Annotated in this window: 17 protein-coding genes and 2 pseudogenes; 14 read left to right on the top strand and 5 right to left on the bottom strand. The window is 66.3% G+C overall.

Annotated features, from left to right (window positions below):
* Positions 1 to 118 precede the first annotated feature (118 nt).
* The 3 genes from H3H55_RS33560 to H3H55_RS33550 are packed head-to-tail and all read left to right on the top strand — an operon-like array spanning position 119 to position 6,294.
* Positions 119 to 3,349, top strand: a complete 3,231-nt coding sequence (locus H3H55_RS33560; protein WP_193102528.1) for an efflux RND transporter permease subunit — start codon at positions 119 to 121, stop codon at positions 3,347 to 3,349.
* Positions 3,350 to 3,398: 49 nt separating this feature from the next.
* Positions 3,399 to 4,754 carry an efflux RND transporter periplasmic adaptor subunit gene (locus H3H55_RS33555; protein WP_193102527.1) on the top strand — a complete coding sequence of 452 codons (1,356 nt, stop codon included), beginning with the start codon at positions 3,399 to 3,401 and terminating at the stop codon, positions 4,752 to 4,754.
* A gap of 31 nt (positions 4,755 to 4,785) precedes the next feature.
* The gene (locus H3H55_RS33550; RefSeq protein ID WP_193102526.1) at positions 4,786 to 6,294 is read left to right on the top strand and encodes an efflux transporter outer membrane subunit; all 1,509 of its coding nucleotides are present in this window, start codon (positions 4,786 to 4,788) and stop codon (positions 6,292 to 6,294) included.
* On the opposite strand, the gene H3H55_RS33545 is transcribed toward H3H55_RS33550, so the two are convergent.
* A complete protein-coding gene (locus tag H3H55_RS33545) occupies positions 6,275 to 7,753 on the bottom strand; it encodes a heavy metal sensor histidine kinase (RefSeq protein WP_193102525.1) in 1,479 nt (492 codons plus the stop codon). The two genes, H3H55_RS33550 and H3H55_RS33545, sit on opposite strands and share 20 nt — an antisense overlap.
* Positions 7,750 to 8,427: a heavy metal response regulator transcription factor gene (locus tag H3H55_RS33540; RefSeq protein ID WP_048249019.1), complete on the bottom strand. Its 678-nt coding sequence runs from the start codon at positions 8,425 to 8,427 to the stop codon at positions 7,750 to 7,752. The genes H3H55_RS33545 and H3H55_RS33540 overlap by 4 nt, the downstream gene beginning before the upstream one ends.
* A gap of 200 nt (positions 8,428 to 8,627) precedes the next feature.
* Here H3H55_RS33540 and H3H55_RS33535 point away from each other — a divergent pair, with 200 nt between their 5' ends.
* Entirely contained in the window at positions 8,628 to 8,885 is a 258-nt protein-coding gene (locus tag H3H55_RS33535; protein WP_193102524.1) for a DUF4148 domain-containing protein, read from the top strand.
* A gap of 300 nt (positions 8,886 to 9,185) precedes the next feature.
* A complete protein-coding gene (locus H3H55_RS33530) occupies positions 9,186 to 9,512 on the top strand; it encodes a hypothetical protein (protein WP_226800677.1) in 327 nt (108 codons plus the stop codon).
* 267 nt (positions 9,513 to 9,779) lie between these two features.
* On the opposite strand, the gene H3H55_RS33525 is transcribed toward H3H55_RS33530, so the two are convergent.
* Entirely contained in the window at positions 9,780 to 10,124 is a 345-nt protein-coding gene (locus H3H55_RS33525) for a DoxX family protein (protein ID WP_226800676.1), read from the bottom strand.
* A 2-nt stretch (positions 10,125 to 10,126) separates the two neighbouring features.
* Positions 10,127 to 11,182, bottom strand: a complete 1,056-nt coding sequence (locus tag H3H55_RS33520; RefSeq protein WP_226800675.1) for an NAD-dependent epimerase/dehydratase family protein — start codon at positions 11,180 to 11,182, stop codon at positions 10,127 to 10,129.
* On the opposite strand from H3H55_RS33520, the gene H3H55_RS33515 reads away from it, so the two are divergent.
* The 4 genes from H3H55_RS33515 to H3H55_RS33500 all read left to right on the top strand — a co-directional run bounded on the left by H3H55_RS33515 (position 11,181) and on the right by H3H55_RS33500 (position 16,000).
* A complete protein-coding gene (locus tag H3H55_RS33515; protein ID WP_193102522.1) occupies positions 11,181 to 11,786 on the top strand; it encodes a TetR/AcrR family transcriptional regulator in 606 nt (201 codons plus the stop codon). The genes H3H55_RS33520 and H3H55_RS33515 overlap by 2 nt on opposite strands.
* Before the next feature lie 371 nt (positions 11,787 to 12,157).
* The gene (locus H3H55_RS33510; protein ID WP_193102521.1) at positions 12,158 to 13,393 is read left to right on the top strand and encodes an MFS transporter; all 1,236 of its coding nucleotides are present in this window, start codon (positions 12,158 to 12,160) and stop codon (positions 13,391 to 13,393) included.
* 25 nt (positions 13,394 to 13,418) lie between these two features.
* Positions 13,419 to 14,381, top strand: coding sequence for a LysR family transcriptional regulator (locus H3H55_RS33505; protein WP_193102520.1), 963 nt, complete (start codon positions 13,419 to 13,421; stop codon positions 14,379 to 14,381).
* A gap of 89 nt (positions 14,382 to 14,470) precedes the next feature.
* Positions 14,471 to 16,000 carry an amidase gene (locus tag H3H55_RS33500; RefSeq protein WP_193103097.1) on the top strand — a complete coding sequence of 510 codons (1,530 nt, stop codon included), beginning with the start codon at positions 14,471 to 14,473 and terminating at the stop codon, positions 15,998 to 16,000.
* A 41-nt stretch (positions 16,001 to 16,041) separates the two neighbouring features.
* Here H3H55_RS33500 and H3H55_RS33495 read toward each other — a convergent pair whose 3' ends face one another.
* The gene (locus H3H55_RS33495; RefSeq protein ID WP_193102519.1) at positions 16,042 to 17,286 is read right to left on the bottom strand and encodes a hypothetical protein; all 1,245 of its coding nucleotides are present in this window, start codon (positions 17,284 to 17,286) and stop codon (positions 16,042 to 16,044) included.
* Positions 17,287 to 17,768: 482 nt separating this feature from the next.
* Between H3H55_RS33495 and H3H55_RS33490 the strand changes: the two genes are divergently transcribed.
* The 5 genes and pseudogenes from H3H55_RS33490 to H3H55_RS33470 form a co-directional block, all read left to right on the top strand.
* Positions 17,769 to 18,935 carry a porin gene (locus tag H3H55_RS33490; protein ID WP_413464001.1) on the top strand — a complete coding sequence of 389 codons (1,167 nt, stop codon included), beginning with the start codon at positions 17,769 to 17,771 and terminating at the stop codon, positions 18,933 to 18,935.
* 381 nt (positions 18,936 to 19,316) lie between these two features.
* A complete protein-coding gene (locus H3H55_RS33485; protein WP_193102518.1) occupies positions 19,317 to 19,706 on the top strand; it encodes a hypothetical protein in 390 nt (129 codons plus the stop codon).
* Positions 19,707 to 19,843: 137 nt separating this feature from the next.
* On the top strand, positions 19,844 to 20,191 hold the full coding sequence (locus tag H3H55_RS33480; protein ID WP_193102517.1) for a hypothetical protein: 348 nt from the start codon (positions 19,844 to 19,846) through the stop codon (positions 20,189 to 20,191).
* 125 nt (positions 20,192 to 20,316) lie between these two features.
* A pseudogene (gene bamA / locus H3H55_RS33475) lies at positions 20,317 to 22,539 on the top strand (outer membrane protein assembly factor BamA); the annotation flags it as partial.
* 24 nt (positions 22,540 to 22,563) lie between these two features.
* Positions 22,564 to 24,901: pseudogene (locus tag H3H55_RS33470) on the top strand (LPS-assembly protein LptD); the annotation flags it as partial.
* Between the last annotated feature and the right edge of the window lie 7 nt (positions 24,902 to 24,908).

The raw sequence follows: 24,908 nt of genomic DNA, 5'->3' as shown, positions 1-24,908 counted from the left end.
GGCACGCAGATAACAGCTTCGTAATCTTCGAGTCAGGGCCGGGTCAACGCGGCGCCGGCAGACTGCACGCTCGTCGCATCGAATGCGGCGCCCCTGCCCTGCTTCGAGGAACAAACTCATGTGGATCGTCCGGCTGGCGTTGCGCAGGCCCTATACGTTCGTCGTGCTCGCGCTGCTGATCTTCATCGCGGGACCGCTCGCGCTGCTGCGCACGCCGACCGACATCTTCCCGAACATCGACATTCCGGTGGTCAGCATCGTCTGGTCGTACAACGGCTTCTCCGCCGAGGACATGGCCAAGCGCATCACGTCGAACTACGAGCGCGCGCTCACGTCCGACGTCGACGACATCGAGCACATCGAATCGCAATCGCTGAACGGCGTGTCGGTCGTGAAGATCTTCTTCCACCCCGGCGCGGACATCAATCGCGCGATCGCGGAAGCCGCGAGCAATTCCGCGTCAATCCTGCGGATCCTGCCGCCCGGCACGCTGCCGCCGAACATCATCACGTACAACGCGTCGACGGTGCCGATCCTGCAGCTCGGGCTGTCGAGCGACACGCTCGCCGAGCAGCAGCTGTACGACCTCGGCAACAGCTTCATCCGCACGCAGCTCGCGACCGTCCAGGGCGCGGCCGTGCCGCTGCCGTTCGGCGGCAAGATCCGCCAGATCGTCGTCGATCTCGACACGCGCGCGCTGCAGGCGAAGGGGCTCGCGCCGATCGACGTGGTAAACGCGATCAACGCGCAGAACCTGATCCTGCCCGGCGGCACCGCGAAAATCGGCACGCGCGAATACAACGTGCAGATGAACGGCAGCACGCAGACGGTCGCCGCGCTGAACAACCTGCCGGTGAAGACGATCGGCGGCAGCGTCGTGTATGTGCGCGACGTCGCGCATGTCCGCGACGGTTACGCGCCGCAGACCAACATCGTGCGCGCCGACGGCAAGCGCGCGGCGCTGCTGACCGTCGAGAAGACCGGTAGCGCATCGACGCTGACGATCATCGACCAGGTCAAAGCGATGCTGCCGAAGATCGCGGCCGGCCTGCCGAAGGCGCTGCACATCTCGGCGCTCGGCGATCAATCCGTGTTCGTGAAAGCGGCGATCCAGGGCGTCGTGCGCGAGGCGCTGATCGCCGCGTGCCTGACCTCGCTGATGATCCTGCTGTTTCTCGGCAGCTGGCGCGCGACGCTGATCATCGCGGTGTCGATCCCGCTCGCGGTACTCACATCGCTGCTCGCGCTCGCCGCGCTCGGCCAGACGATCAACATCATGACGCTCGGCGGGCTCGCGCTCGCGGTCGGGATACTCGTCGACGACGCGACCGTCGCGATCGAGAACATCACGCATCACCTCGAACGCGGTGCGCCGCTCGAAGACGCGATCCTGACCGGCGCGGGCGAGATCGCGGTGCCGACCTTCGTATCGACGCTGTCGATCTGCATCGTGTTCGTGCCGATGTTCCTGCTGACCGGCGTCGCGCGCTACCTGTTCGTGCCGATGGCCGAGGCGGTGATCTTCGCGATGGTCGCGTCGTATTTCTTCTCGCGCACGCTGGTGCCGACGCTCGCGATGGCGCTGATGCGCGCGAAGGGGCACGGCAAGCCGCCGCGCGGCGTGTTCGCACGGATCGCGCGTTTCCAGACCGCGTTCGAGCAGCGTTTCGAGGCAGTGCGGCTGCGCTATCGCGCGCTGCTGTCGGCGGCGATCGCGCGCCGCCGCCGTTTCGCGGCGGCCTTCCTGCTCGCGTGCGCCGCATCGACCGGCCTGTTCGCGCTCGCCGGGCAGGATTTCTTCCCGTCGGTCGACACGGGTGAGATCCGCCTGCACCTGCGCGCGCCGACCGGCACGCGGATCGAGGAAACCGCACGCCTGACCGACGAGGTCGAAGCGCGCATCCACGACGTGATTCCCGCGAACGAGATCGCGAGCGTGCTCGACAACATCGGCGTGCCGGTCAGCGGGATCAACCTCACGTACGACTCGTCCGACCCGATCGGCACCGAGGACGCCGACGTGATGATCACGCTGAAGCCGAACCACGCGCCGACTGCCGCCTATGTCGCGAAGCTGCGCAACCTGCTCGCGCAGTCGTTCCCCGGCGTGACGTTCGCATTCCTGCCGGCCGATATCGTCAGCCAGATCCTCAACTTCGGGCTGCCCGCGCCGATCGACATCCAGATCGTCGGCAACAAGCTCGACCAGAACCGCGTCGTCGCGAATGCGCTGCTCGCGAAGCTGCGCGGCGTGCGCGGCCTCGTCGACGCGCGCATCCAGCAGCCCGGCGACGAGCCGGCGATCAACGTGAACGTGGATCGCACCAAGGCGATCCAGGCCGGCCTCGAACAGCGCGACGTCGCGCAGAACCTGCTGATCGCGCTGTCCGGCAGTTCGCAGACGACGCCGAACTTCTGGCTCGACCCGCGCAATGGCGTCAGTTATCCGCTGATGGTGCAGACGCCGCAGTATTCGGTCGATTCGCTGCAGGCGCTCGCGAACGTGCCGCTGCCCGCCGGCACCGCCCGTTCGCCGCAGACGCCGGCCGGCGGCCCGGCGGCCGGTGCGCCCGCGCAAAACCTGCTCGGCGCGCTCGGCAGCTTCTCGCGCGCGACGCAGCAGGCGGTCGTGTCGCACTACAACGTGCAGCCGGTGCTCGACCTCTTCGCGTCGGTGCAGGGGCGCGATCTCGGCGGCGTCACGGCCGACGTGACGAAGCTCGTCGACGACGCGCGCGCGCAGTTGCCGCCCGGTTCGTCGATCGTGCTGCGCGGCCAGGTGCAGGCGATGCACGAATCGTTCGCCGGGCTGCTCGGCGGCCTCGCGCTCGCGATCGCACTCGTCTACCTGCTGATGGTCGTCAACTTCCAGTCGTGGCTCGACCCGCTCGTGATCGTCGGCGGCCTGCCCGCGTCGCTCGCCGGTATCGCATGGATGCTGTTCGTCACGCGCACGACGCTGTCGGTGCCCGCGCTGACCGGCACGATCCTGTGCATCGGCATCGCGACCGCGAACAGCATTCTGGTCGTCAACGCGGCGCGCGAGTTGATCGCGGGCGGCGCGCCGCCGTGGCAGGCCGCGCTCGATGCAGGCTTCAGCCGCTTCCGGCCGGTCGTGATGACCGCGCTCGCGATGCTGATCGGCATGCTGCCGATGGCGCTGGGCCTCGGCGACGGCGGCGAGCAGAACGCGCCGCTCGGCCGCGCGGTGATCGGCGGGCTCGCGTTCGGCACGGTGTCGACGCTGCTGTTCGTGCCCGTCTTGTTCGGCTTCGTCCATGCGTGGCTCGAGCGCCGCCGCGACGCGGCCGCCACGCGCCGCGCGCAGGACACGCCGGCGCTGTCCTGATCGCCGCTTCATGCCGATTCCCTTCGACTCGCCCGACCTCGACCCCATCATGAACGACTCGACCGAACCCCTCGCCCCTGCACCGGCCGCCGAAGCGGACACGGCGCCGCCAACCGTGCGCGACACGTCACCCGAAGCCGCACCGCGCCGCCGCCCCCGCAAACTCGCCGTGCCGCTGGCCGTGCTTGCGGTGGCCGTCGCGCTGCTGGCCGCCGGCATCGTGCCGCGCGTCGATGCACGCGCCGCGCAACGCGTGCAGGTGGCCGCGCAGCAGGCGTTGCCGGTCTCCGTGATCCTGCCGGGCACCGCGCCCGCCGACCAGACGCTGACGCTGCCGGGCTCGGTGATGCCCTATGCCGAGGCGTCGATCTATGCGCGCACGAGCGGTTATATCGCGCACTGGAGCGCCGACATCGGCGCGCACGTGAAGGCCGGGCAGACGCTCGCGCAGATCACCGCGCCCGACCTCGACGCGCAGTTGCGGCAGGCGCGCGCCGACGCGGCGACCGCGCAGGCGAACTACGACTACGCGAAATCGACCGCGCAGCGCTGGCAGGACATGCTGAAAACGCAATCGGTATCGCAGCAGGACACCGACACGAAGGTCGCCGACATGAACGCGAAACGCGCGATGCTGGCTTCCGCGCAGGCGAACGTCGCGCACCTGACCGAGCTGGTGTCGTACGAAACCGTCGCGGCGCCGTTCGACGGCGTGATCACCGCGCGCAACGTCGACGTCGGCACGCTCGTCACCGCGGGCGGCACGCCGGGCAGCCCCGGCCTGTCCGGCGAGCTGTTCCATCTCGAACAGACCGGCACGCTGCGCGTGTTCGTCGACGTGCCGCAGGACAGCGCGGCCGGCGTGACGACGGGCACGTCCGTCTACCTGACCACGCAGCAGTACCCGGCGCGGCGCTTCGCCGCCCGCGTCGCGCGCAGCGCCGGCGCGATCGATCCGGTCACGCGCACGCTGCGCGTCGAGATCGACGTCGACAACGCCGACGGCGCGCTGATGCCCGGCGCGTATGCGCAGGCGCACCTGCTCGTGCCGAGCGCGGCCCCCGCGTTCGAGCTGCCCGTCAGCGCGCTGCTGTTCCGGCCGAACGGTGTGACGGTCGCGACCGTCGCCGCGAACGGCACCACCGCGCTGAAGACCGTGCAGATCGGGCGCGATTTCGGCACGCACGTCGAGATCGTGTCGGGGCTCGCCGCCGGCGATCGCGTGATCGACAACCCGGGCGATTCGATTTCGGCCGGCGAGGCGGTGAAGATCGTGGCGGTCGCGCATGGCGCGGCGCCGGCCACGCAAACCGGCCCGGTTACCGGTGCGAAGGCCGCACCGCGCGCCGCTGCGGCGGCGCCCGCTTCGATGCCGGCAGCGGTTGTCACGCCGGCCCGCGGCTGATCCGCCGATGCAAACCCGCGAGAGTTCCGTCATGTACTTCCTTCGTCCGCTTCCGTTCGCCCGCCGCGTCGTCGTGCTCGGCGTCGCCGCCTCTTTGACCGCGTTGTCCGCATGCTCGACGTTGCCTGCCTATTCGCCGCCCTCCGTCGCGGTGCCCGCGCACTATGCGGGCGTACCGGCTTCGGGCGCCCCCAACGCCCAGCCCGGCTGGAACGTCGCCGCGCCGGCCGATGCCGCGTCGCGCGGCCCATGGTGGACCGTCTTCGACGACGCCGACCTGAACGCGCTCGAAGCGCGCATCGACATCTCGAACCAGACCGTGAAGAAAGCTGTCGCGGATCTCCAGCAGGCCCGCGCGATGGTCGACTACCAGCATGCGGGGTTCCTGCCGACCGTGACGGCGGGCGTCACGCAGACCCGCTCGCGCATATCGCAGAACAAGCTCGGCTCGTCGCTCGCCGGTAAAACGACACCCGACTATCAGGCCGGCGTGGCCGCGAGCTGGGAACCCGACCTGTTCGGCCGCGTGCGCGACGCGGTGACCGGCGCACAGGCGAACGCCGACGCGAGCGCGGCCGACCTGCAGGCCGTGAAGCTGTCGGTCACGTCCACGCTCGCGACCGACTATTTCGCGCTGCGCTCGCTCGATACGCAGAAGCAGTTGCTCGACGACACGGTGCGCGCGTACGCGGACGCGCTGAAGCTGCTGAAACAACAGCTCGCGGCCGGTGCGATCGACGCGTCGGCCGTCGCGCAGGCCGCGACACAACTGGAATCGACGCGCACGCAGGACACCGACATCGACGCGTCCCGTGCGCAGCTTCAGCATGCGATCGCGACGCTCGTCGGCGAAAGTGCGTCGACGTTCGCGCTGCCGCCGCGCGTGCAGGCGTTCGACGTGCCGGCGATCCCGGCCGGCGTGCCGTCGCAACTGCTCGAGCGGCGGCCCGACATCGCGGCGGCCGAGCGCCGCGTCGCGGCCGCCAACGCGCAGATCGGCGAGGCGCGCGCCGCGTTCTTTCCCGATCTCGTGCTGTCGGCGAGCGCCGGGCTCGAAAGCGGCTTCTTCGCGCCGTGGCTGACCGCGCCGAGCCTGTTCTGGTCGCTCGGCTCGCAGCTCGCCGGCACGCTGTTCGACGGCGGGCGCCGCAGCGCGTCGCTGCGCGGCGCGCATGCGCAATACGACGGCACGGTCGCCGACTATCGGCAGACCGTGCTGGTCGCGTTCCAGCAGGTCGAGGATCAGCTGTCCACGCTCGATGCGCTCGCGTCGGAGGCCGGCAGCCAGCAGCGCGCGACTGATGCGGCCGACCTGTCGCTGCGGCTGACGACGAACCGCTTCAACGCGGGCGCGGTCAGCTACCTGGATGTCGTGACCGCGCAGACGATCGCGCTGACGAACCGGCGCCTGGCCGACCAGATCGCCGCGCGCCGGATGGAGGCCGCAGTCGGGTTGCTGACCGCGCTGGGCGGCGGCTGGCACACGGGTGCGGACACAACCGCCGCCGGGCACCCGGCCGCTACGCCGTCGGCGTCTTGATGAACGTGAGGATGAAGCGCGTCCCGCCCGCGTCGCTCTCGACGCGCGCGGTGCCGCCGTGCAGTTCCATCACCGACCGCACGATCGCGAGTCCCAGCCCGGCCGTGCCGCCCGGCACGCCGCCGCTGCGCGCGGGGTCACCGCGCACGAAGCGGTCGAAGATACGCGGCAGCAGCGCGGGATCGATCGGCTCGCCCGGGTTCGAGACGACGACGCACACCGCGTCCGCCATTTCGTCGACGCGCAGCGCAATGACGCCGCCCGCCGGCGTATAGCGCAGCGCGTTCGCGAGCAGGTTGCTGACCGCGCGGCGAAACAGTTCGAGATCGGCGGTCAGCCGGCCGTGCCCGTCGACGCGCAGCGTCGAACCGGCTTCATCGGCGAGCCCTTCGAAATAACCGGCGATGCGCTCCAGTTCGTCGTGCACGTCGAATGCGCGCTGCCGCGTGACGAAGCCGGGATGTTCGGCGCGCGCGAGAAACAGCACGTTCTCGATCATCCGCGCGAGACGGTCGTATTCCTCGAGATTCGATTCGAGCAGCGCCTGGTATTCGTCGGCCGAACGCGGCCGCGCCAGCGCCACCTCGGTCGCGCCGCGCATGTTGTTCAGCGGCGTGCGCAGGTCGTGCGCGAGATCCGCGCTGAATTGCGACAGGTGCCCGAACGCCTGCTGCAGGCGGCCGAGCATCGCATTCTGCGCGTCGACGAGCGCCGTCAGCTCGCGCGGTGCGCGCGCTGCATCGAGCCGCGTATCGAGCTTGTCGACGGTGATGCGGCCCGTGTTCGCGACGATCTCGCGCAGCGGTGCGAGCGCGCTGCGGATCAGCCAGTAGCTGAGCAGCATCGCGAACAGCGCGCCGAGGCCGCCGGCGATCTTCAGCTTGTCGCGGTAACCGTCGAGCAGTGCGGCGCGATCGCTCATGTTGCGCGCGAGCGCGATCCGGATCAGCGTGTGATCGCGCAGCGCGGCCTCGGCGACGATACCGCGCACCGGCGTGCCGCCGTCGGCGGTCCACGTCGCGATCCGGTCGACGGTAATCCGGTCGTTCGCGGGCACCGGCGTCGTGTGCGGCGGAAACAGTTCGGCATCGGGTAACGCGGGCCGCGCCGGCAGCGCGGGCGACGATGCGTCCGGCGGATCCTCGAGCTCGGTGCGCTCGACGTTGTGGCGCGCGAGCACGTTGCCCTGCGCGTCGGCGACGGCCAGCGACAGCGCCGCGTTGCCAAGCACCTGGCTCGTCAGCCGGTCCGCATGCGCGCGCACCGCGTCGAGCGAATCGAGCTCGCCCGCCAGCCGGCGCGTGTGCCGCGCGGCGAGCACGATGTCCAGGTCGTCCTGCGCGCTCACCTGCCGCTCGAGGCCGCTGTACACATACGTGCCGACGAGCGCGAACACGGCGAGCGTGGTCGCGCCGAACGCGAGCGCGAGCGTCGCGCCGAGCGAGCGGCCGAGCGTCATGCGCCGTCCTTCGGTTCGAGCACGTAACCGACGCCGCGCACCGTATGGATCAGCTTGACGGCGAACGCGTCGTCGATCTTCGCGCGCAGCCGCCGGATCGCGACTTCGACGACATTGGTGTCGCTGTCGAAATTCATGTCCCACACGTACGACGCGATCTGCGTGCGGCTCAGCACCTCGCCTTGCCGGCGCGCGAGCAATTGCAGCAGCGAGAACTCGCGCGGCGTCAGGTCAATCCGCACCGTGCCGCGCTTCACGCGGCGGCGCACGACGTCGATCTCCAGGTCGCCCACGGCAATACGCTCCGTCTCGCGCGGCGGCCCGCGGCGCGCGAGCGTGCGGATGCGGGCGAGCAGTTCGACGAACGCGAAAGGCTTCACGAGGTAATCGTCGGCGCCGAGTTCGAGGCCGTGCACGCGGTCCTGCACGTCGTCGCGCGCGGTCAGGAACAGCACGGGCGTCGTGTGCGTGTCGCGCAGCCGCTTCAGCACGCTCCAGCCGTCGAGCACCGGCAGCATCACGTCGAGCACGATCACGTCGTAGCTTTCTTCCTGCGCGAGCGTCAGCCCCTCGCCGCCGTCCTTCGCGAGATCGACGCTGAAACCGGATTCCTCGAGCCCCTTCTTCAGGTACGCGCCGGTCTTCGGTTCGTCTTCGACTATCAGGATGCGCATGATCGGCTCCGTCGCATTCGGTGATGACATGCGCCGATGTTACCGGGAATCGATGCGGGCGCGCCGCCCCGCGCGGGCGCGACACGGCTTGATTACGAAACTGTAATCAGCGGGTCAGTGTGGTGACGGCTCGGGAAACCAGAATGGGAAACGTGGGCCCCTCCCCACTCGCCCGTTCATTCATCCGCCCAGGAGCCATCATGAAACTCGTCGCTGCTTTCGTCGTTGCCACGCTGAGCCTGCCGTTCGGCACGCAGGCCTTCGCCCAGTCCACGCAGGCGCCGATCACGCGCGCCGAAGTGCGCCAGCAACTGATCGATGCCGAAGCCGACGGCCTGCTGCCGTCGAACCGGAACGACTACCCGCCGTCGCAGTCGCAGATCGCGCGCAACCGCCAGCTTTACGCGCTCCAGCATCCGGACGCGGCGCCGGTCGCGACCGCTTCGACCGGAAATTGATGTCGGCTTATTACCGACAGCCGGCTGACAGCCGCATGTCGCACCTGCCCCGCACATTGCCGAATATTCCGCGGCGCGCCAAAACCGCGTCCGCGGAATCCATTTCAATCAAGTGCTTGAACGTATCGTCTCGACCGCTGTAATACCGTTTAACGATCGACCCGCGTGCGTGAAAGCCGCCCTTGATCGCCTTATCCGCGGCACCGCTATTTTTGGAAATCGGACGTTACCCCCGTGTAATTCTCATTCATCCGACCTTCCACTAGATTGAAGGCGTTCCCAGCGCAACGAGGTGACACGATGAATGCGAAACAATGGGCCGTCCTAGGCTCGGGCGTGCTGATTGCATGCCTTTCCGTACAGCCGGCGATGGCCGGTATTTCGATCGGTGTCGGCATTGCGGCGCCCGCGCCCGTCTATGTCGCACCGGCACCCGTGTATGTCGCGCCGCCGCCGGTCGTCGTTCCAGCGCCGCCGGTGGCCTACGCGCCGTATGCACCGGCCGTCGTGGCCGCGCCCGTGATGGTGCCCACGGTCGGCATCGCGCTCGGCTGGCATGGTGGCCGCTACTGGGATGGCCGCCGCTGGTGGGGTCGGCAGGACTGGGCCGCGCATCACCGCTGGTAAGCGCACGTCGCGCGGCCGACGCCGACACCGGCTCGCCGCAAACAAACTTGATCGACTGCACGCCCCGCGCGGCGGATGCGGATCAGAGGCGGCGATGCGATCGCTGCCCCTAGTCCTTTTTGTGGTTCTTCATGGATTTCCAGCGGATATCTGTCGGATAACGACCCGCAAGCGATGCTCGTCGCTCTCGACAACGGACCTTCGCCAGAGGCAATGTGAGTTGCAGGCCTGACGTCCCTGTCTCGCTCACGTGATGGCGAGCAGGCTTCAACCGCGGATCGCCGCAGTCGCCACGATGAGCGCCGAGAAGAAAAGCGCCGGAGCGATATGCCGGAATGGCTCCCGATTTCGCAGCAACGTGAATAACGCGCCGATCATGATCGCACCGGCCAGCATCAGACCCAGCACCCTCGTTTGATGTCCAACAAGAAGTGCCGCACTGAACAGTTCGAGCGCGCCGCAAAGCAACTGAAACCATGCCGGGTAACCCCAGCGTGCGAAGTCGCGCTTCGCCGCGCCGCGTCTTGAGAGATTGACCACGCCGGCAACCGCGAACAGCACCGCTGCGATCGTCGCGAGAATCGACTCAACAGAAGCAGGGTTGAACGCCATCGTCATGCTCCGTTGCGTTGCTGAAAATGCTCCCGTGCAGAGAGGTCCGCAATCAGGCCCGGGCCATGCGGCTCCCACGCCAGTACGTGCCGCGCATGCTGGCCGCTGACCGTCTGGTCGAGCGCCAGTGCATCGGCAAATGGCCCAAGCGATTGGCGAGCGTGGTCGAGCGGCCAGCATTCGACGCGGTCGGCGCCGACCGACGCCCGAATCGCTTCGCCCATTTCGGCAACCGCCACGGCCTCTTCCGCGACCACGTTGAAGATCTGTCCGTTGACGCGATCGTCCCCGCTTGCCAGCCGCGCCACCGCGCTCAGATAGGCCGTGGCCAGATCATCGACGTGCACGGCAGGCCAGTGATTACGACCATCGCCGACGATGCTCACGCTGCCGGTCTGGCCGACCATGCCGGCAAGCATGCCGAAGATGCCGCCGCCGTAGCCGTGGACCATCGCCGGCCTGAGGATCGCCGCGGCAATCGAACGGCGTGCTGCCAGCGCCTGCACGCGTTGCTCCACGGCGGGCCGCCAGGCGACGAGGGGGGTCGGGTTCAGCGCCGATGTTTCCGTCGCCGGCTTGTCTTCCGTATTGCCGTAGACCCATATGCCCGATGTGTAGACGAACGCCGCGCCCGGATGCAGATGGGCAAGCATCGCCTCAACGGCGGCCTCGTCGGCAGCGGCGGCGGAAGCATCGTTGGTCGACGCCATGTGCACGACGCCATCGGCAGCACCGGCAGCCGCGGCAAAGGACTGTGGCTCACGCAAGTCGCCCGCATGCAGTTTCACGCCGAAACGAGCCAGCGCGCTCGCGGCCGCCGACCGGTCGTCGCGCACCAGCGCCGTCACTTGATGGCCGAGGCGGATTGCCTGGCGCGCGACCGCTTGCCCGATGTAGCCCGTACCACCTGTAATGAACAGTTCCATGGTGTTTTCCTCGATGAGTGCCCGCGAAGTCGACAGGTCACAAAAACGAGACTCATCAGTCTCGTTTCGGCCAATGTAGACGAGACTGGACAGTCTTGTCAACGATTCGACGATCTGATATTTATCGGGCATGAACACTTCCTCTGTCCCCGACTTGAGCCCGCTGCAACGCCGCAAGCGGTCCGCCATCCTCGACGGTGCGAAAACCGTTTTCTTAAGCCAGGGTTTCGGCCTGGCGACCATGGACGACGTCGCCGCGGCCGCGGGCGTCGGCAAACAGACGGTCTACCGTCACTTCAAGTCGAAGGAAGCACTCTTCGTTGGCCTGGTGACCTCGATGTGCGCTCAGGTGGGTGGCGTGCTTGCCGGCGCGCTGGACGCGCAAGCCGACGGCTTGCCCGAAGCCGAGTTGCGCGAACTGGGATGGGCCTTGGCCCGGATCCTCATCGTTCCGGACAATCTGCGGCTTTACCGGGCCATCGTTGCCGAGGCCGAGCGTCTCCCGGAACTCGGCCAGGTGTTTTACGAAAACGGCTTAAAGGTCGTGCGTGCGTTCGCCGCGAAAATTCTGCAACAGAGATTCGACGAATCGACGGCTGCATTGCGTGCAGCGACATTCGTTCAACTCGTGCTGGGCGACGCGTATCTGGAACTGTCGATTGGCTTCCCGGTGCCCGATGTCGATGCGCGCTTTGCGTTGCAGGTCGACGAGGCGGTTGCGGCAGCGCTTCGTTAAGGCGCAGCGCACGCCAATGCCGGACAGGTGTTGCCGCGAGCATCACGCGTACGTCATGCGTTTGCCTCCCTCCGAGCCGAGATGCGGCCGTCCGTGCCGCATGCCCTCCCGATTCGACTCAGCCACCGTGGCGACACCGGAACGCTTCGTCGTCCACCCGATGCGAAGCACGCATTCGTCTTGTGCGTGAAACGCACCTACGCCACCACCACCCGCCGCCCGTTTCAGTGATTTTTCGCGAACGGAGGAATCTGAATATGTCACTTGTCGGCCAGTTTGTAGCTACTTACGATCGATTCGACTAGTCGCGGTGGGACTGCACGGCACAGCTGAAGCGGGCCCGGTCTTCTCTCTGTTGGCGGATGCTCGGCATGATCGACCCCCATGAAAGCAAACGCGCTAGCCTCGCGGTGTTCGCGCTGCTCTACCTCGGTTTTTGTCTGTCGTACATCGATCGCTCGGCGATCGCGCTGTCGTTCGTCGCCATCGGCAAGGAGTTCCACGTCGGCGCGGCCGCACTCGGCGTGGTGATGAGCACGTTCTATATCGGTTATGCCGCCATGCAGATTCCCGGCGGATGGCTCGCGGATCGCTGGGGCAGCAAGAAGGTTATCGTCGTATCGATCCTGTCGTGGTCGGTATTCACGTTGATGACCGGTCTCGCGTGGTCGCTGGCTTCGCTGATCGCGATCCGCTTCATCTTCGGTCTCGGCGAAGGCGGTTATCCCGGCGCTGCAATGAAGGGCATGGCCGAATCGAGTGCGCGGGAAGATCGCCCGAAACTGTTTGCGCTGCTCATGTCGTCGAACTATGTCGGCAGCTTCATCGCACCGCTCGCCATCGCCCCCCTCATCCTGACTCTCGGCTGGCGTCACGCGTTTGTCGTCGCGGGTGTGGTGGGTCTCGTGTTCGCGCTGTTCTATCTGTTCGCGGTGAAGGACACGCATCAAAAGCGCGATTCGGCAGGCCGACCCGCACGCATCGACGGCGCGGCAACGCGCGCGCTCCTCAAGATGCCGCTGATGTGGAAGATTCTGCTGACCTGGTTCGGCATGGGCATCGTCAACAAGGGACTCGATGCGTGGATGCCCACGTATCTGCTGACCGAAAGACATCTCGATCTCAGGGCGGTCGGCATGCTCACGCCACTGCCGTTCGTGGCGGCAAGCATCTCGACGGCGCTCGGCGGCTGGATTCTCGCGCGCTGGTTCGACGGCCGCGAAAAATGGTTGATGGCCGCGTGCTGCGCGATCTCGGGCTTCTTCCTCTACGCGATGTACACGGCCGAAACGGTGGCCGGCGTGATTACCTATCAGGCCATCGTCTACTTCTTCAAGTCGTTCGTCTTCGCCGGCGTGTTTGCGCTACCGGCAAAATTCCTGCCGCAAAAACTCATCGGCACGGGTACCGGCATGGTGAACTTCGGCGGACAGGTCGCGGGATTTGTCGCGCCCGCGGTCATCGGCCTGCTGATCGCGGTCACCGGCAACTATGACGCGGTATTCGGCTTCCTGATCGTGGCAACGGCATTTGCGTTCGTCACCAGTCTGTCGATCCGGCTGTCGCCCGAGACAGATTCACGCATCGGCGCTGTCGAGGAGGCCTGATCGCGCCGCCCGCCCACCGGACGTTATGATGGAACATTGCGTGTCCTCCCGTCGATCCATCATGAGCGCCCGTATTCTTCAGGAAGCCGCTGTCCGTTATTTCCTCGAAGTGGTCAACGCCGGTTCCGTCGCCGATGCCGCCACTCGCCTGAATGTCGTGCCATCCGCGGTGAGCCGCCAGATTGCGCGGCTCGAGAACGAGCTTGGCACGCCGCTCTTCGTGCGGCAATCGCGCGGCATGGTCCCGAGCAAGGCGGGCGAAATGCTTGCCGCGTATGCGCGCCGCTCGCAGCTCGACGCCGAACAGATTTCGCTGGAAATCGACGCGCTGCGCGGTGAGGCCGAACGCACGATCCGCATCGCCTGCACCGAAGGATTCGCGGCCCACTTTCTGCCGCGCGCGATGGCGGACTTCCGGCGTACGGTCGCGCCGGCCTCGTTCGAGGTCGTCGTCGATACGGCCGCCGACGTCACGCAGCGCGTGCGCGACGGCGAATGCGATATCGGCCTCACGTTCAGCTTCGGGCCGTCCAAGGACATTCAGATCTGCTTTTCCGCGCCGTCGCCCGTATTCGCGATCGTTGCGTCGTCTCATCCGCTCGCGCGGGCCGAGCAGGTGTCGTTTCGCGAATTGCTGGCGTACCCGCTCGCGTTGCCGGGGGTGCATTCGACGCTGCACAAGCTGATCGATATCTATTGCAGCCGCGAAGGCGTCGCGTGCAAGAGCGTCCTCCGCAGCGCGACGCTCGAAACGCTCCTCGGTTTCACACTCGCAAGCGACGCCGTCACGTTCTGCGGCGAACTCGTGGTGCGCCCGCGTCTCGCGTCCGGCGAACTCGTCGCGTTGCCCGTGCCGGAGCTCACCACCGGCGAGCGTGCCATCGAAATTCAAACCCTCGCGCGACGTGAACTCCCGCCGCTGCTGCAATCGTTTGTCGAGCATCTGAGCAACGGGATTTCGCCGTCCGCACGCGTTGAGCAAAAGTGAACCGACCGTTCGATAATCATCACTGGCGGCCGTTTTTCTCGTCGTCTACATTGAGCGGACCCCTGCCTCGTCACTTAAAGCACCGTCCGATGAACCACCGTCACGAACTGACCCGTTACAGCGCCGTCGAGCTGCGTGTGTTGTTGCAGGCGCGGGAAATTTCCGCCGTCGAATTGCTTGAAGCCTGCATCGCGCGAATCGAAGCACTGAATCCATATGTCAACGCCATCACGGCAACGAGCTTCGAACGTGCGCGGATCGAAGCCCGGGCCGCGGATGCCGGATTCGCACGCGGCGACACCGTCGGTGCCTTGCATGGCTTGCCGATCGGCATCAAGGATCTCGAAGAGACCGAAGGCCTGCTGACGACGTACGGCTCGCCGATCTATCGCGCGAATGTGCCTGCGCACGACAACACGCTGGTGCGCCGCCTGCGAGCAGCGGGTGCGATCGTCGTCGGCAAAACCAACGTGCCGGAACTGGGTGCGGGTGCGAACAGCTTCAATCCCGTGTGGGGCGCAACGGGCAATCCGTTCGATCCGCGCCTGAACGCCGGTGGCTCGTCGGGTGGCTCAGCGGCCGCGCTCGCGCTCGACCTGGTGCCGCTTGCCAGCGGCTCGGACACCGGCGGCTCGCTGCGTATTCCGGCCGCGAAATGCGGTGTGGTCGGTTTGCGCACCTCGCCGGGGCTCGTGCCGAGCGATCGCAAGCCGCTTGGCTGGACGCCGATTGCGGTGGTCGGGCCGATGGGACGCACCGTCGAAGACACCTGGCTGCAACTCGCCGCGACGGTCGGCCAGTCGAGCACCGATCCGCTCGGCTATCCGTTCGCGATGAGTCCGACGATGGACGGCCGCGCCCCCACCGACCTGTCGAAACTGCGCATCGGTTACACCGAGGATTTCGGCGTATGCGAAGTGGACGACGACATTCGCGCCGTGTTCCGCCGCAAGATCGACTTTCTGCGTCGCGAGGTGGCCGTCTGCGATCCGATCGACGTGGACTTCGAGGGCGCGCATCGCTGCTTCGATGTCCTGCGCGCGGAGGCCTTCGTCGCCGGCCTGCAAAAGGCGTACGAGGCCAACCCCGATTCACTCGGCCCGAATCCGCGCGCGAACTACGAAATGGGTATCGGCCTCGGGCTCGCGGATTGCGTGCGTGCGCACGGCGACCAGACGCGCTTGTTCCGCCGCTTCCAGACGCTGTTCGACCGTTACGACGTGATTCTTTCGCCGACGACGCCCGTCTCGCCGTTTCCGTGGACGCAGCCGTATCTGAAATCGGTGAACGGTGTCGAACTCGAGAACTACTATCGCTGGCTGTCGCTCACGTACGTCGTGACGCTCGCGACGAATCCGGCACTGTCGCTGCCGTGCGGTGTCGATCATCGCGGCATGCCGTTTGGTCTGCAAATGATCGGCGCGTTCCGGGGCGATCTTGCGCTGCTCGATGCGGCGCGTTCGTTCGAAACGCTCTTCGCGTCGTCCGACGAAACCCGCCGCCCGATTCCCGATGCCGCGAAGCTGCGCGCGTCGCAGGTCGACCTGAAGTCGATCGTCACGCATCCGCCGATACTGGATGCCGTGTCGGCTTCGAATAGCGCCTCTTCCGTGGCCTGAGCGACGCGCTGCTTATCGCCGATGTTTCTGGCGGCCGCTGTCTACCGCCGCGTCGCCAGGAAATTGCGCGCCGTGCTCGTCAACCGCGACCACGGCCCCGCCCGCCGCTCCGCGCCCTGCTCGGCCAGCCCACCCAGCGCCGCCTTCATCATCGCGAGTTCGCTCGCAAGCACGGTGTCGCAGCCGAAGCTGCCGGCCGCGGCGAGATCCACGATCCGCATCGCCTGATCGACGCACATGTGTGCATAGGCGGCTGTGGCATCCGCATCGGCGCGTGTGCCCAGCGTCGCCTCGGCCAGCTTGCTCGCCCACAGCGCGAGCGCATCGACCGGTGCGCTGCCGTCGCGCACGAGCAGCTTGCCGATTTCCATCGCGGCGAGATGCACGTCCTCGTCGTCGGAGCACGACAGCGTGCGGCTGCGCACCGCATGGTTCCGGTGCGCGGCACGCATCGACGGCGTCAATCCGGTCAGGTTCGCGATCCACGCTTCCGCGGCGCTCAGGTACGCATGCGACCGGATCGCCAGGTCGCAATCGAAGATCGCATCCGCGTGAGTCGTCGCATGCCGCATCGCGAGCAGCCAGCACCCGAGAAAGGCACGATAGGTAGCGGCCGGCCCGACATACGCCGCGTGCGCCTTGAAGAATTCGATGCTGTGATCGGCCGGCCGCTCGCCGACGCACGGGAAGTTATCCGGCAGATCAATTCGCAAGCCGACGACGACGCGCTCGACCGCCGGCACGCTGCGGCCGCACGCGAGCGCCAGGTACGGCAGCGCGATGCAGTGCGCATCGCGATGCGCGACGAGCCGGTCGCAGCACGACTGCCACTGCGCGAGCGGATTGCGCGCGACGACGATATGAACGACGTCCGGGAACGCGCGGCGCATCCATGCGAGGCGTCCGAGCGATTCGCCGAACCGGAATACCGGAATGCATCCGCGATCGAACGCCTGCGCCATCAGTTCGCGCAGAAAGTATTCGATGTCGCCCGCGTATTCAGGTGTCGCCTCTTCGAACTGGTTGGCAGAAAACGCCATCTCGACGCGCGACATGCCGAGCGTGTCCTGCCTGAGCGTATCGGCAATGCTCGCGGCCGGCCGCCGGCCGGGCGCGGGTCCTTCCGAACCGGTGCCGGCATATTGCGCGTAGTCGACCGACTCGACCATCGCGCGCAGCGGTTCGTCGTAGGCCGTCACGCCATCGAGATCACGAAGGCAGGACCACAGCCAGCCGTCGGTCGCACCATATCCGGAATGCAGAAACACCGCTTGGGTCGAGTTCATGGAAGCCATTGGATCGTTGCGTTGAAGTTCGTCCATCACGTCGATCCAGTGTAGGTTCCTGTGGAATTACCCGGTTTACGGGCTCGGTTACGGTGATTTACCGGCCGCACTCGCGCACCGGGCAAGCGGATTTCATACCAGCCCGAGCCATGTCCGATTTCCCCACACCATTTTCATTACGGCATTTGACGCGCGAATGCGCACTCGCGCATCGCTTCGCGCCGCAACATGACCAACCGCCACCGACGCAGCCCCGTGCGACACGGCTCGCGCGGCGAATCGCACCTCGCCATGCAACGCATCAAATCGATTGCGCACGCAACCATCACATTACATGAACGCTTTGCGGAAACCGGCGGTAAACCCGTCGTTGTGGATTCCCAACGGACTGAAAATTGTGACGTGACCTAATGGCGGCTCCTGACGAAGGCCGATCGATTCGGCAGGAACGCAAGCAGTCCCGTTACATGCCAGGAGAGTTCATGATGAAAGGTATTTTGAGGAAATCGCTGTTGTCGCTCGCGTTGCTCACCGGCTTCACTGCCGCGCACGCACAGAGCACGGTGACGCTGTACGGCGTCATCGACGAGTCGCTGCAGTTCACGCACAACGCCACGCCCACCGGCAGCAACCAGCTCGGCCTTTACTCGGGCAACCTGTCCGGCAGCCGCTGGGGCCTGATGGGCAGCGAGGATCTCGGCGGCGGGCTGAAGGCGATCTTCCAGCTCGAGAACGGCTTCAACGTCAACAACGGCAAGATGGGCACCTACAACGGCACGACCTCGCTGTTCGGCCGCCAGGCCTACGTCGGCCTTCAAAGCAATCAATACGGCACGGTCACGCTCGGCCGTCAGTACGATCCGCTCGTCGACCAGGTCCAGGGCCTCACCGAGGACAATTATTTCGGCAGCACGTTCGCCACCGCCGGCGACGTCGACAATTACGACAACAGTTCGCGCACCAACAACGCGATCAAATACCTTTCGCCGAGCTACGGCGGGCTGCAGGTCGAGACGATGTACGCGCTCGGCGGCGTCGCGGGGCAAACCGGATCGGGGCAGACGTGGGCGGTCGCGGCCTCGTACAACAACGGTCCGTTCTCGCTGGCCGCCGGTTACTACGTGGCGGACAACTCGAATTCGACGCTCGCACGCACCGGCTGGTCGTCGACGTCGGACGGCACCTTCGACGGCCCGGTCAACTCGGGCTATGCAACGGCGAAGTCGATCAATATCGCGCGCGTCGCCGCACGCTACATCGCCGGGCCGTACACGGTCGGCCTCGCGTACAGCAATTCGGCGTACAAGGCAGACGCGCAGTCGGCATTCGCGTCGACCGAGAAGTTCAACACGGGCCAGGCCTATTTCAACTACCAGGCCACGCCGGCGCTGCTGCTCGGCCTCGGCTACAGCTATACGCATGCGAGCGGCGATACCAACGCATCCTATAACCAGGTGTCGCTCGGCGCCGACTACAGCCTGTCGAAGCGGACCGACGTGTATCTCGTCGGCGCGTGGCAGAAGGCGACCGGCACGCAGCTGAACGCGGATGGCACCGTGTCGAGCGCCGACGCATCGATCGGCTCGTACGGCGTCGCCGGCACGAACAGCCAGGACATGGTCAGCCTCGGCATCCGCCACCGGTTCTGATCGCAAACGGCACCGGCCATCGTTCGCGACGGCCGGCGCACGACCGTTTTTCGCCGCAATCGTTTGAAATATTGCGGCCTTCCAACGCGCTGAAATGCGCTCCCCGATGCGCAAACCCGGCAAACGATGGCGCGTCACGCGTCACGACGCAGCATCGATTACCGATCGCGCCCATTGCCCGCTGTCAGCGTCTTCGAATATCTCAATAATAGACGGCCACTCTTGCGCGAGATCCAATTCATTCCGCTTACAACACGTCATTCACGGAGTCCTGAATATGACGAAACAATCTTGAAATTTATTTGACGATCGCGTGACCTATGCTTCCGTCACACCGCATACCGGCCACGCCGATAGCGGCCGTCCTCCCCGACAGCGAAAGTGAAAGGCCCGATCATGTATCACACGATGCGCATGGAAGTCTCCACCGAATCCGGGTATCCAGTGATCCGATTCACGATCGACGGCCAGACATCCGTACTCGGCGTTCACGACATCGACCAGATGATCCTGCAGCTCGCGACCGCACGGGCCGCGATGCAGCCGACGCATCCGGTCGAACCGCCGGAAGGCCAGTATCCGCTGCAGATCGACCCGTGCTGGCGCGTCGACCGGCTCGCCGACTACGACGGTGCGGTGCTGTCGATCCGTCACGTCGGGATGGGCTGGATCGCGTTCGCGCTGCCGTCCGGCAACCTGACCAACCTCGTCGAAGCGCTCGCGTCGCCGCCTGAAATGACCGCACCGGTCAACCACGCGATGCTGAACTGATGCGCGATCGGCGCTGACCGCTGTCTCGCCAGACCGCCGAGCTAGATCCAATTTAATTCGCTATGCGAATCATCACGATCCGCCGATACCGGCCTGGATCGTGGCCTTCCGTTCCTTTCTCCCAGGACATGCCCATCATGCGAATCCCCTCCCCGATCACCGCGCTCGCCCGGCGCTCATCCGCCTATGCGTTGTCGGATCTCGGCGCCCGCACCTGGTTTCTGCTGCCGATCGACTCTCGGCCGGCCGTGTCCACGGCCGGCACCGCGCCCGCATTCGACGCGCGTCCGATCTTCCGCTGCCGGCTCACCGGCCGCTATGCACCCGGGCTGTCGCTGAATGCCGTCTGCGGCAACGGCTACGCGGCCGTGCATCAGCTGGCCGAATCGCATGTCGACACGGTATCGCGCCTGCTCGTGCGCGATGCGCAGAACGACGCCGAACATCGCGTTCACGCGCTCGACGACGGGATCGACTGGCAGTGAAGACGCGTTCGATGAGCTTAGGCTGGCTCGCCCGGCTTTGCTGGCTCACGCCAGTCGCATTCCCGGTCCACGCGCAACCGGCGCAGGCCGCGCAAACGGCGCCCGACACACCGGCGTCGACCGGTTTCGCGATCCAGGACATCCGCGTCGAGGGTCTGACGCGCATCGAGCCCGGCACCGTGTTTTCCTATCTGCCGTTCAAGATCGGCGACACCTTCACCGACGACAAGGCATCAGCCGCGATCCGCACGCTTTACGCGACCGGGTTCTTCAACGACGTGCGGATCACGACCGAAGGCAACGTCGTGATCGTGAACGTCGCCGAACGCTCGGTGATCGGCACGATCGATTTCGCGGGCCTCCACGAGTTCGACAAGGACGCGATCGAGAAGGCGATGAAATCGGTCGGCCTGGTGTCCGGACACGCGTACGACCCGTCGCTCGTCAGCAAGGCCGAGCAGGAACTCAAGCGGCAGTACCTGACGCGCGGCTACTACGCGGCCGAGGTGACGACCACCGTCAGCCCCATCGACCGCAACCGCGTCGGGCTGCTGTTCTCCGTCATCGAAGGGCCGAGCGCGAAGATCCGGCAGGTCGCCTTCCTCGGCAACCACGTATTCAGCGACGCGACGCTGCGCGACGAAATGCAGCTGTCGACGCCGAACTGGTTCTCCTGGTACACGAAGGACGACCTGTATTCGAAGGACAAGCTCGCGACCGATCTCGATGCCGTTCGCGCGTACTACCTCGATCGCGGGTATCTGGAGTTCAACATCGAGTCGACCCAGGTGTCGCTGTCCCCGGACCGCAAGGACATGGACCTGACGATCACGCTGCACGAAGGCCAGCCGTACACGATCTCCGCCATCCGTCTGGCCGGCAACCTGCTCGGGCGCGAGGCCGAACTGAACCGGATCATCGAGATTCGCGCGGGGGAACGCTTTTCCGCGGCGAAGCTCAAGGACACGACGCAGGCGCTGATCGACAAGCTCGGCGAGTATGGTTACGCATTCGCCACCATCAATACGGTCCCGCAGATCGACCAGCAGCACCACAAGGTCGACCTCACGCTGCAGGTCACGCCCGGACGCCGCGTCTACGTGCGGCACGTCGACATTTCCGGCAACACGCGCACGCGCGACGAGGTGATCCGCCGCGAAATGCGCCAGATGGAAGATGCATGGTTCGATTCGTCGCGGCTCAAGCTGTCGAAGGACCGCATCAACCGCCTCGGCTATTTCACCGACGTCGACGTCACGACCGTGCCGGTCGATGGCACCGCCGACCAGGTCGACGTGCACGTGAAAGTCACCGAAAAGCCGACCGGCACGATCTCGCTCGGCCTCGGCTACGGTTCCGGCGAAGGCCCGATCATCTCGGCCGGCGTGTCGCAGGACAACGTGTTCGGCAGCGGCCAGACGATTGCCGTCAACGCGAACACCGCGACGACGATGCGCACGCTGACGGTGTCGCAGACCGATCCGTACTTCACGATCGACGGCGTCAAGCGCATCACCGACGTGTACTACAAGACGACCCAGCCGCTCTACTACTCGAGCACGAACGACACCAGCTTCCGGATCATCTCGTACGGTCTGGACACGAAGTTCGGGATCCCGTTCTCCGAAAGCGACATGGTGTATTTCGGGCTCGGGCTCGAACAGGATCGCCTCGACATCGATTCGACCACCCCGCAGAGCTATATCGACTACGTGAACACGTTCGGCCGCGTATCGAACGTCGCACCGTTCACGGTCGGCTGGTCGCGCGACATGCGCGACAGCGCGCTGATCCCGGGGCGCGGCTACTTCCTGCAGGCGAACGCGGAATACGGCACGCCGATCGGCACCGTGTCGTACTACAAGACCGACGTGCAGGCGCAGTACTACCACTCGTTCGCACGCGGCCTCGTGCTCGGGATGAATTTCCAGGCCGGCTACGGCAACGGCCTCGGCGGGCAACCCTACCCGATCTTCAAGAACTACTTCGCGGGCGGCATCGGTTCGGTGCGCGGCTACGAGCCCGGTTCGCTCGGCCCGCGCGACGCAACGACCGGCGACCCGATCGGCGGCTCGAAGATGGTGGTCGGCAACGTCGAGATGACCGTGCCGCTGCCCGGCACCGGCTACGACCGCACGCTGCGCGTGTTCACGTTCGTCGACGGCGGCAACGTATGGGGCACCGAAGGCAATAGCGTCGGTGCGAACGGCTTGCGGTACAGCTACGGCATCGGGCTCGAATGGATCTCGCCGATCGGCCCGCTGAAGATCGACTATGCGCTGCCGATCGTCCACCACACCGGCGACCAGTATCAGAAGTTCCAGTTCCAGATTGGCACGTCGTTCTGATCCCGCCACCGGCCCGCGCAACGCAGCGCGCGGCGGCCTCGTCGCCCGTCTCCGCGCGTCGGCGATCGCACTGCTCGTCGACGCCGCACTGTCGATCGCGATCTGCGCGCCGCGCGACGCCGACGCGCAATTGCTGAACGCCGCGGCGGACCCGTACCGGATCGGCGATGCGTGGGGGCTGCGCATCGCGTCGCAGCTCGTCGAGCATCCGCTTGCGGCCGGCCAGGTCGCGACGACGTTCGGCATCGGCGCGACGGCCACCGGCACCGTCGACCAGGACCTGTCGCTGCACGGCGACGCCGAACTGCGCCGCGGCCCGTCGGTCGTGAAAGCGGACGCGATCCACTACGACGCCGACACCGACATGACCGACGCGTACGGCCATGTGCGGGTCGTCCACGACGGCAACGCACTCGCCGGCCCCGATGCGCATCTGCAGCTCGACAGTGTCGAAGGCACGATGACGTCGCCGCACTACCGCTTCAACCTCACGGGCGGCTCGGGCTCCGGCACGCGCGTCGACCTGCTCGACGACGCGCGCGAGGTCGTCTACGACGGCACCTACACGACCTGTCACTGCGCGAAGGATCCGGCGTGGTATCTCAGGTCGTCGCGGCTCGATCTCGACAACGACGCCGGCGAAGGCGTCGCGCACGACGGCGTGCTGTTTTTCGCGGGCGTCCCGGTGTTCGCGTCTCCGTGGATGTCGTTCCCGCTGAACGGCGAGCGCCACAGCGGCATCCTGCCGCCCACGTTCGCGGTCAGCTCGACCAACGGCGACGACATCGCGGTGCCGATCTATTTCAACCTCGCGCCCAACTACGACCTGACGGTCACGCCCCGGCTGATGACCAAGCGCGGCGCGATGCTCACGACCGACTACCGCTACCTGAGCCCGACCTATTCCGGCTCGCTGTCCGTCAGCGTGCTGCCCGATGACGCAACGACGCACACCAACCGCTACTCGATCGCGTTCCAGCATCGCGAGAACCTCGGCAACGGCTTCGCCGCGTATGCGAACTACAACCGCGTGTCCGACGCATCGGTGCCGTCGGACTTCTCGAGCGCGAACTCGCTCGTCATCGGGTCGCAAACGCTGTTCCAGCAGGAAGCGGGCGTCACCTACAACCACGGGCCGTGGTCGGTGCTCGCGCGCGTGCAGAACTGGCAGTCGTTCACCACCACGCCGCCGTACAACCGCGAACCGGAGCTCGATGCGAAATACACGCGCTACAACGTCGGCGGCTTCGATTTCGGCGTCGACGTGAACGCGACGCGCTTCACGATCCCGATCGCCGATTCGACCGAAGGCAACCGGCTGACGTTCGACACCTCGGTCAGCTACCCGGTCGTGACGCCCGGCTGGTATGTGACGCCGAAGCTCCAGTGGCATGCGGCGTCGTACGACCTCACGTCGATCGGCAGCGACGCGCCGGCCGGGCAACCGAAGAACTTCACCGTCAACGTGCCGACCGCGAGCCTCGACATGGGCGCCACGTTCGAGCGCGCGGTCCGGCTGTTCGGCATCGACCTGATCCAGACGCTCGAACCTCGGCTGTACTACGTCTATACGCCGTACCGCAACCAGACTTTCGCGCCGGCGTTCGACACCGCGCCGCTCGACTTCGGTCTCGCCGAGATCTTCACGAGCAACCGCTTTGTCGGCGGCGACCGCGTCAGCGACATGAACCGCTTGACGGCCGGCGTCACCACGCGATTCGTCGATGCCGGCAGCGGCACCGAGCTCGCGCGCTTCGTGCTCGCGCAGGAATATTACTTTCGCGCGTCGCAGGTCACGATGCCGGGCGACACGCCGCCGACGGTCGGCCCGTCCGACGTGATCGCCGGCGCCGCGTTCCATCTCGACTCCGGCCTCGAGCTGCAGCAGGCCGCCGAATACAACCAGTCGAGCAGCGAACTGACCCAGGCCACGGCCGGCATCGACTGGAAGCCGGCCGCCGGCAAGGTGATCAATCTCGCGTACCTGTACGCCCGTGCCAACGCGACCCTCGACGACGAGCCCGAGAACCAGGTGCTGCTGTCCGCGCAATGGCCGCTGACGCATGCGTTGTCGGGCGTCGGCTCGGTCGACTACGACCTGGCCGCGCACCGGCTGGTCAGCGGGCTGCTCGGGTTCCAGTACGCGGCCGACTGCTGGGCCGTCAGCGTCGCGCTCCAGAAGTACACCAACTACAACGGCACCACGTCGCCGACCACCGGAACCCGCGTGCTGATGCAGTTGCAGCTCAACGGGCTGAGCCGCATCGACAACGGGCTGCTGCAGCAATTCCGCGCGAACGTGCCCGGTTATTCGACGCCGACGCTGCCGGCGCCGACCTCGCGGTTCACGGATTATCCGTAAGCTGTCT

Source organism: Burkholderia sp. Z1, assembly GCF_014893795.1.
Classification (GTDB): Bacteria; Pseudomonadota; Gammaproteobacteria; order Burkholderiales; family Burkholderiaceae; genus Burkholderia; species Burkholderia theae.
The sequence above is the reverse complement of the archived record's forward strand: the minus strand, read 5'-3'. Positions and strand labels throughout refer to the sequence as shown.